We start from the raw sequence: 7,005 nt of genomic DNA on the forward strand, positions 1-7,005 counted from the left end.
ATTTCACGACGCGCGGGGGCTGAAGTCTATTGGGTGGTGTGTTCATCTGACTGTCCTTCGAAGGCCGGAGTGATACCCAGGCTAATGCAAATGTCGTTCGCACATTGAACTAAGAAGTCTTTCGAGAACGGATTGTCTCCTGGTGCTTCACCGTGATCAAACAGGAACGTTGCCTTATAGGCGTTGGGATCAGCGTGCTCAGAATTCACTACTTCTCGTAGGACCGCAGTTACGGCCAAGAGATCGTGCCCATGATGTTTTCTGAGAATGGACCGGGCATTTAGGGAGTGATAGAGTTCATCCCTCGCCGCACGCTTTAGCCATGTCATGGCGGCTGGACTACCAAAACTTCGATAAAGCGGCTTGGCATCGCCATATCCACGTAAACTCGCAAGCTCATCATAGGCAAGGCAGGCACATATGGTCAGCTCGTCTTCAAGAAAGTGATCAATTTCAGAAAAGTCCGGAACTCTTAATTGCACTTTCCTATCAATCTCCGCATGCTCTCCGCCGTAAATGGCGGCGTAGATGTGCCTAAGTCCAACGTAGTGATTATTTTCTTCTCTTAGCCAAATTGAGCCGAACGAGAGAAAATCCTCAGTAAGTGCCAACCGTTTCCGAATAATATGTTTCCAGAGGTGGTTAGCATCAAATTCTGCGGTTAAGTTCCGCCACATCTCGTCGTGGATACTTTCCCGAACACTTTCTTTGATAGTGAGGTCTTCCTGGTTCAAATCATGAAGTAGCTCTTCAGCGGACCAAGGGACGCTCAACAAGCGAATTGATTCTGGAGATGACATAGATCCTCCACAGCCGCATTTCCTTCGAGGATGAACTCCGAAGTTGTAGGTGTCAAGGTAAAAGGCGCTCACCTTACCCACGACAAAAGAGAAGGTTTGGAGTCTCTGAGTAATCAGAATACCAACTTACAAAGCTGATCGCAAAAATATTGCTGAACCAGTATAAAGTATCCTACAAAAATCAGAACGCTAATTTTCCGCTCTGTATTATGTCATTTAGTTCGTAAATTTCTCCTTCCAAAAAGAAAGACCCTGCATCTTTAGCAATCATACACCCAGAATATCGTCACAAGATCAAGTGCCTCAACACAAAACTTGACGCACGCTTAGGCAATTTCACGCGGAAGCATTCATTCAATGCAATACCACCGACCTTTGCTGCTCATTCTTTAGCTAAAGGCATACCTACCGTGCCAACACGGTGATGATGCATCTCTGATCTTTCTTTGTATTAGCTGCGGCTGCCGCGTAATCCGACAATACTTGCCGATTGGCCTTCGCCAGATCGAACCCAAGCACCGCTTGCTGCTCGCTGCCTGGATTGGCGGCGCGAAGCAAATCCCAGCCTGCTTCCAGGTATCGTCACGCATGATGGAAGAAGCCGCCCAGTTCGGCACCCAGAAGGGCAGCCACACACACATGCGGGGCGAGAACATAAACGTCCCCAAAAACACCAGCGCGCCCACAAAAGTCAGCCAGAATCCTTGATCGCTCTTGCCCCGCATGTCCGGATGTTCAGTAAACAGACGTCGAAATCCAGCAAGCATAGCTGCCTCATGCGCACTTCTTATGCCTCTGCACTAGAGTAAACAAAACTTTGGATTTAAGAGAATACCAAGAACTGCATCATCGTTATGCGTAGTTGCATCGCCGGTAGGGCCACACTCAGAGCGGCTTTTGCGCGAGACCTAGCGGGTTTTCAGTCGCTTCAAGCGCCAGCGGAATGCTCCAATCCCTCCAGAACGCCTGGTTCGTCCCAATGCCCTTCCCGCCTGACGAGAACGAGATGGCCAGAATCGATATGAATCGCATCGTTGGGCACAGATAGCGAACCGGACATCGCCACGCAGCGGTAGCCCTCTATGTCAAAGGAACCGTCCGGCATTGGGCTGGTTCCAAATCGCGCCCAGAAAGACACGAGATGCTCCACGGCATGCCCATAGATGGTGCGGAAACCCTTCTTCGCGCAAAAGCTAAATGCATAGGAGGCAATTTCGTAAGGGACCCCCCTTTTGCCATAGCGACCGCGCCTGAATTTCGGTAACACTGCGAGGCGCTCCGGCTTTGCAAAATCGCCGAAATACCTTATCCGGCAACACCCTGCCGGCTCGTCATCGACAAGAGCCAAAATGTGGGTGGCATGGTGGTCGTTGCCATCGAATTCATGCAGATATGACCTTCCACCCTCGCCCATATAAACCGCGGAGCGTATAGCCATCACCTTCATTAAATCGTCCCATCCGGACACCGGAACCACACGTAAGCAATCCTGCTTGAGAGGCGCTTGCTTAGAGCAATCAGCCATAGAAATGTCTCCCAGACCACTTTGCGCGCGGGCCAAGCCAACCGGGGATAGTTGGGCTACGCGGAGTGGTGTCGCAAAAAAGGTTATCCCCAGAGTTATATTTTCGGAGATCAGCATGGGTAAGAATGCTTGATTCAACAAAAACACTATGCAATTCTGCATAACATGAGCATTCGAGATTGGGATAAACTGCGTCTTTTTCTTGCCGTAGCCCGGGCGCGGAGTTTTAACGACGCAGCACAACGGACCAATATCGACCAATCGACGATTAGCCGTCATATGGTTGCGCTTGAGAAGGATCTCGGGCTGACATTGTTCAATCGGTCAGCGCGCGGCTCATTCCTTACACCTGTCGGTGAGGCGATCTCACAACTCGTCGTGGACATTGAGGCGACCGTAAAACATGTCGATGCGCGCGTTGCAGAGGAGATGGGGCTATCAGGAAAAATCCGGCTTTGGGCCTCTGACGGTATAGGTGGTTACTGGTTGCCACCTCGCATGAAAGAGTTCCATCGGCGATATCCTGGGATCACCATTGAGGTCATGACATCCCCAGCCGCACCGCCTCCAGGCGGTGAGGATGTCGATGTCCATTTTACCTGGCATGAGCCGAAAAGCCGCGAAGCGGTTCTGCTCTCACACGGAAAAATGACCCTTAAACCGTGCGCGGCTATCGAATACTTAAAGATGCACGGGACCCCCAAGACGCTAAGCGATTTACAGCACCATCGACTTTGCAATCACCTGCATTATCCCCACACCGGCGATTGGAAAGTTTGGTCTGACCTGATTAGCAGTCATCCCCGCGTCACCTATACAACAAATTCTTCTTGGGCATTGGGGGAGGCGACAATCAGCGGCATCGGTGTGAGCCTTCAGCCTGTGGGTGTTGAAGCACGCGAGCCTAATCTCAAGATTCTCGACTTAGATGGGTATGCCCCGAAGATGGAGTTTTGGCTCAGTTGTCCGAAAAAAAATAAAGACGTCCCCCGGATCAGAGTTTTTATCGATTACATAAAGTCGGAATTCTTTTTAAACCCTGTCGTCGGTTCCGCATTTATGTTAGAATAAATCAGATGATTCCATTTTCATTGACGATCTACACTGAAGCTGCAGTTATTGAGTTTTCCACTGCGCTGTAACAGTGATCGTACAACGTTGATCTTTCTCAACCTCGTCACCTGTGAAAAATCGAACTTTGCTGATTTGGTCATGACTTTTTAGCGGCGGGCAATATTGGGATTTGCAAGATCTGGGCGACCTGACCCCAGTTAAACAGCGGTTTTTCCTAAGCAATTGAAAAGGCGTGTGAAATCGGGCGCACGCCGGAGCTGTGGCACTACAGGGCGGAATGCGCAGCCGGATTAGGCTACGGCTTGCTGGGGGGTCTGCAGACGGGGTGACATGGCGATGGGGGCGGCCTTGAAGGCTGCTGAGGCCGCGGCGCCAGCTTCGGTGCGGACCTGCCAGCGCTTGCCGTTCTGACTGATTTCGCCGTGCTGCAGTCTGTCGAGATCACGCAGGAGATCGGCCCATTCGACGCGCTTGCCGGCCCGGCGGAGTTTTTCGTCGAGCGCCTGGTGCAGGATCAGCGCGAGAAAAGAACAGAACACATGGCCGCGGATGGCGGCGTCGGAGGAATGGTAGATTGGCGGGGTGCGCATCGTCGCCTTCGCCACACGGAACAGCCGTTCGACATTCTGCAGGTCCCGGTAGCGGAGCACCGCCTGCAGCGGCGAGATCCTGGCATTGGAGCGCAGCACGAAGACGCCGTCGAAGCGGGCTTCCTCGGCGAGCTTGCCGGCGTCGATCTCGAACAGCTTGCTCTTGCGGCCGGGCTTTGCGTCGCTGACTGGGCGCAGGAAGCGGCGATAGGCGGAGTTGCCGATCAGCGCCTTGTCGCCTCGCGTCAGCTGACGATCGAGGGCGGCGACCACCTGGCGCCTGGTCTCGGCCTCTTCGATGGCCACCGCCTCGTTGCGGCAGACGATGTAATGCTTGCCCGCGACTTTGACCTCCTTGATGAAGAGCTGGGTCTCGTCGCCACCGGCGCGCTCGAGGCAGAGCGGGATGTAGGGGCGCTCATCGGCCAGCACCACCTCGCGGACGATGCGGTCGGTGCGTTCCCTTGCGCCGAGGACGTATTCCAGTCCGCGCTCCTCCAGCGCGGCGATCGTCGCGGCGCTGATCATGCCGCGATCGGCGACAACGCAGACCCGGGTGATGCCGAAGCGCGACCGCAGGCGGTCGATCACCGGCACCAGTACCGAGACATCGGCGGTGTTGCCCGGCCACATCTCGGTGCAGATCGGCCTTCCGTCCTGATCGATCACCACGCCCAGGATCATCTGCGCGAGCTGTGGGCGGTAATCCTTTGAGTGGCCCCGCGCGCCCAGCGTCTCGCCGCCGGCACCTTCGAAATACAGCGAGGTGGTGTCCATGAACACGACCGAGAGGTCGGTGAACAGATCATGCCGTCGGGCGAAGAGACGCTCTTCCACCAGATCCTTCACCGTCCGCGGTGCAAAGGGCGTGGCATCCCCCTGTTCCTCGTCCGGCAGCTCTTTGCCGAGCCAGGCCATGGCGCGGTAGAGGTGATGCAGGCCGAGCTCCTCGGTGCCGGGAATGTCGTAATCCTCGAGCCATTTGTCGCAGGCGCGATCCGAGCCCGAGACCATGATCCGGTGGATCACGGTGGCGAACACCGCGCGCTCGACCGGGAACTCGAACTGCCGCCCGGCCAGCAGCTCCTCGAACACAGCAGCTGTAGCGCGACAATCTGGGTGAGAAGCGCATTGCCTCGCCTGATTTGCTCCTCCGGACAGGATTGTTGCCTCATCTAAAATGCTCCCGAGATGGCCGTGGAGCGGGTGATGAGGAAGGTGAGTATGGCGACGCGCGTGGAGTTGGTCGAGGCGGTCGGTGAGCGCTACCGATCGTCTGATCGAGTTAGCAAAGGCCGCGTTCTCGATGAGTTTGTGGCGGTGACGGGATTTCACCGCAAGCATGCGATGCGTTTGTTGCGGTTGCCGCGGACAACGCAAGCAGCAGGCTCTCGCAGCAAACGGCGGATTTACGATGAAGCGGTAAGAACGGCGCTGGTGGTGCTGTGGGAGGCGGCGGATCGATTGTGCGGCAAACGGCTCCGGCCGCTGATCCCGATTCTTTTGGAGGCGATGGAGCGCCATGGGCATCTGGACGTAGCGCCGGACATAAAGGCAAAGCTGACGGCGATGAGCGCCGCGACGATTGACCGGGCGCTGCGCGATGCGAAGGCCGGCAGCCGTCGGCCGCGGCGACGGGGTGGTGCCGGGACCGCGCTCCGGCGTAGTGTTCCGATCAGGACGTTTAACGATTGGGGTGATCCGGCTCCTGGGTACGTTGAGGCCGACCTAGTCTCGCATAGTGGCCCCGTCGCGAAGGGGAGTTTTGCGTGGACATTTACGTTGACCGACATTGCGACTGGCTGGTCCGAGTGCGCGCCGCTGCTGGTGCGCGAGCAGACGTTACTGGTCGCGGTGCTCACCGAACTACGCAAGCTGATGCCTTTTACGCTGATGGGTTTTGATACGGACAATGACAGCGTCTTTATCAATGAGACGGTGCGTGATTACTGCGCGGCCTCCGGCATCGCCTTCACTCGTTGCCGCCCCTACCGCAAGAACGATCAAGCGTGGGTTGAGCAGAAGAACGGATCTGTGGTGCGCCGCCTGGTTGGCTATCGCCGCTTCGAGGGCGTGGGTGCCACCACCGTGCTGGCCGAGCTGTATACGGCGGCGCGCTTGTTTGTGAATTTTTTCCAGCCTTCGTTTAGAGCGGCTTTCGACCGGTCTGAATCGCGAGGGGATTCCCATTGGCGTTGATTTCTGTTGGGGTGGACGGCCCAACGGCATCCAATGTGCCAATATAGGGTCGAACAACGAACCTAATGAAAGGGCCGCCCAATGGAATTTAAGCGGATTTCTATAGACACGTCCAAGCATGTTTTTACGATCCATGGGGTCGATGACCAGGAGCGCCCGTTACTGCGGCGCGAGATCAGGCGGGCTCAGGTTGAACCGTTCTTCGTCAAATTGGCTCCGACGGAGGTGGTTCTTGAAGCTTGCGCAGGCTCGCACCACTGGGGGCGGGTGTTGGGCGGTATGGGCCACCGGGTAAGGTTGATCCCACCGCAATATGTGAAGCCCTTCGTGAAGCGGAGTAAAAATGATCGCAACGACGCAGAAGCGATCAGTGAGGCAGCATCCCGCCCGACCATGCGCACGGTTCCGGTCAAATCGGTGGATGAGCAAGCGGCAGCAATCATCGTGAAGCACCGGGAACTCTTGGTGAATCAACGAACCCAGGCGATCAACGCGTTGCGGGGGCACGCGGCGGAATTTGGCATCGTTGCCGCCAAGGGCTGCGCGAACGTCTCAGCATTGCTTGTTCTCCTGTCTGCCGAGGAAGCGATTCCAGCAATTGCAAAGGCGATGTTTGAGCAAATGGGTCAGCATGTGACGGATCTCGATGCAAAGATCGACGCACTGGAGAGACAGCTGCTCGAACAGCACAAGGCCAACGCGGTCAGCAAGCTCCTCGCCGCGATTCCCGGCGTTGGGGCAATCACCGCGATCACCATGGCGCTCAATGTGAACCCCGCGAATTTTGAGACCGGGCGGCATTTTGCAGCGTGGCTCG

Annotated in this window: 6 protein-coding genes and 1 pseudogene; 4 read left to right on the forward strand and 3 right to left on the reverse strand. The window is 56.0% G+C overall.

Annotated features, from left to right (window positions below; translation table 11 throughout):
- Positions 1 to 26: 26 nt before the first annotated feature.
- Positions 27 to 800: a hypothetical protein gene (locus RT91_RS21650; RefSeq protein ID WP_152982864.1), complete on the reverse strand. Its 774-nt coding sequence runs from the start codon at positions 798 to 800 to the stop codon at positions 27 to 29.
- A gap of 483 nt (positions 801 to 1,283) precedes the next feature.
- Here RT91_RS21650 and RT91_RS21655 point away from each other — a divergent pair, with 483 nt between their 5' ends.
- Positions 1,284 to 1,508 (forward strand): hypothetical protein, encoded by a 225-nt coding sequence (locus RT91_RS21655; RefSeq protein WP_035188724.1) that lies wholly within the window; start codon positions 1,284 to 1,286, stop codon positions 1,506 to 1,508.
- A 220-nt stretch (positions 1,509 to 1,728) separates the two neighbouring features.
- Here the strand turns inward: RT91_RS21655 and RT91_RS21660 are convergent, their stop codons facing one another.
- Entirely contained in the window at positions 1,729 to 2,442 is a 714-nt protein-coding gene (locus RT91_RS21660) for a GNAT family N-acetyltransferase (protein ID WP_152982865.1), read from the reverse strand.
- A gap of 48 nt (positions 2,443 to 2,490) precedes the next feature.
- Between RT91_RS21660 and RT91_RS20850 the strand changes: the two genes are divergently transcribed.
- Positions 2,491 to 3,396 (forward strand): LysR family transcriptional regulator, encoded by a 906-nt coding sequence (locus tag RT91_RS20850; protein WP_082468644.1) that lies wholly within the window; start codon positions 2,491 to 2,493, stop codon positions 3,394 to 3,396.
- 293 nt (positions 3,397 to 3,689) lie between these two features.
- Here RT91_RS20850 and RT91_RS17215 read toward each other — a convergent pair whose 3' ends face one another.
- The gene (locus RT91_RS17215; RefSeq protein WP_240314342.1) at positions 3,690 to 5,084 is read right to left on the reverse strand and encodes an IS1634 family transposase; all 1,395 of its coding nucleotides are present in this window, start codon (positions 5,082 to 5,084) and stop codon (positions 3,690 to 3,692) included.
- A 114-nt stretch (positions 5,085 to 5,198) separates the two neighbouring features.
- Between RT91_RS17215 and RT91_RS17220 the strand changes: the two are divergent.
- Positions 5,199 to 6,140: pseudogene (locus tag RT91_RS17220) on the forward strand (transposase family protein); the annotation flags it as partial.
- Positions 6,141 to 6,269: 129 nt separating this feature from the next.
- Positions 6,270 to 7,005, forward strand: a 736-nt coding sequence (locus RT91_RS17225; RefSeq protein ID WP_035188732.1) for an IS110 family transposase, incomplete at its 3' end; no start/stop codon positions are given.

This window comes from Acidiphilium sp. JA12-A1, assembly GCF_000724705.2.
GTDB classification, from domain to species: domain Bacteria; phylum Pseudomonadota; class Alphaproteobacteria; order Acetobacterales; family Acetobacteraceae; genus Acidiphilium; species Acidiphilium multivorum.